The sequence below is a fragment of the Enterobacter sp. C6 genome (assembly GCF_008122455.1).
Classification (GTDB): domain Bacteria; phylum Pseudomonadota; class Gammaproteobacteria; order Enterobacterales; family Enterobacteriaceae; genus Enterobacter; species Enterobacter pseudoroggenkampii.
This window is the reverse complement of record NZ_QPFW01000043.1, coordinates 1-1545: the sequence shown is the minus strand read 5'-3', so window position 1 is coordinate 1545 and position 1545 is coordinate 1. Positions and strand designations below refer to the sequence as shown.

1 protein-coding gene is annotated in these 1545 nt (G+C 63.0%); it reads right to left on the bottom strand.

Annotation, left to right across the window (positions count from 1 at the left end; translation table 11 throughout):
- A partial coding sequence (locus DOU50_RS00295) for an Ig-like domain-containing protein (protein WP_148768465.1) occupies positions 1-1545 on the bottom strand: 1545 nt, incomplete at both ends.

Here is a 1545-nt window from a genome sequence, read left to right as displayed (position 1 = left end):
TGCCGTTGAAGGTCACGGTGACCGTCTGGCCCGCTTCGGCAGTAGACGTCCCGCTCAGGGTCAGATCCTGCGCCGCCTCTGCCGCGTTCAGCATATTGTCATTGCTGATGGTGTTGATGGTCACCGTCGGCGCGGTGGTGTCGACGCTGAATGCCTGCGCCGAAGACGCCGCGTTACCGTTCACGTTGGTGACGCTGACCTGCACGCTGGCGCCACCGTCCTTCAGGGCACTCAGATCGGCAGCCGGAACGGTCCAGGTCCAGTCGCCGTTGCCATCCACCGTCGTGGTATAGGTTTTACCCGCAAAGGTGATGGTGACGGTCTGACCCGCTTCCACGTTGGACGTGGTGCCGGACAGCACGAGGTCCTGGCCTTTTTCCACCGCGTTAAGCACGTTGTCGTCGGTCACGCTGCTGATGGTGATGGCGACCGGCGCGAGATCGACGTCCACGACGGTGCCGATGGTCACCGGGTTGCCGGAGGCATCCTGCGCGCTTGCCTTGATATCCAGCGAGCCATCCGCCCACTGGGACACGTCCGCCGCCGGTACCGCTGCCTGCCAGGTGCCGTCGGCCAGCACCGTTGCGGAATACGCTTTGCCGTTAATGGTCACGGTGACGGCGCTGCCCGCCGCCAGATCGGTGCTGGTGCCGGAGACAATCAGATTCTGGGCGTGTTCGATGACGTTAATCACGTCGTCACCTGCGACCGTATCAATACGCAGTCCCGGAAGCTGGGCGTCGATGGTGAAGTCGAGAGAAGAAGAACCGGTATTACCGTGCGCGTTGGTCACGCTGGCGGATACGGTGAGGTCGCCATTGCCGAGCGCGGTTAACTGGCTTTCGCTTAACGGCAGGCTCCAGGTGAGATCGTCCTGCACGGTAGCCGTGTAAGTCTGACCGCCGAGGATAATCGTGACAGTGTCACCTGCCGCCGCGTTCGTCACCTTACCGGACAGGGTTTGCCCTGCCGCCACTTCCGCCGCGTTAACGATATTGTCGCCCGCCAGCGTGCCGATCGTCACCACCGGCAGCGAGCTGTCCACCAGCACATCGTGTGAGGTTGAGGCGCTGTTGCCTACGCTATCCGTGACGCTCGCCGTCACGGTGTAATGAGCTTCTCCCAGGGCGCTTACGGCCGAGGCCGGTACGGTCACGCTCCAGTTACCGCTGGCGTCGGTGGTGGCGGTGTAGTTGATGCCGTTCAGGTTAACGGTGACGCGCGTGCCTTCCTGCTGGTTGCTGGTGCCGGAGAGCAGCAGATCTTCGCCCTTCTCGGTCGCATTAATCACGTCGTCCGCCGCCAGCGTGCTGATACCAATAACAGGCGTCACGGTATTCACCACCACATCCAGCGAACTGCTTCCGGTGTTGCCGGATCGGTCGGTCACGGAGACGTCGATGGTCCAGGTGCCGTCCGACAGACCCTGCACGACGGACGCCGGCAGGCCGAGGCTCCAGTTGCCCGCCGCATCCACCACGGTGGTGTAATCCACGCTGTTAATGGTGATAGTCACCAGGTCACCCGCTGCCGCACCGGTGACGG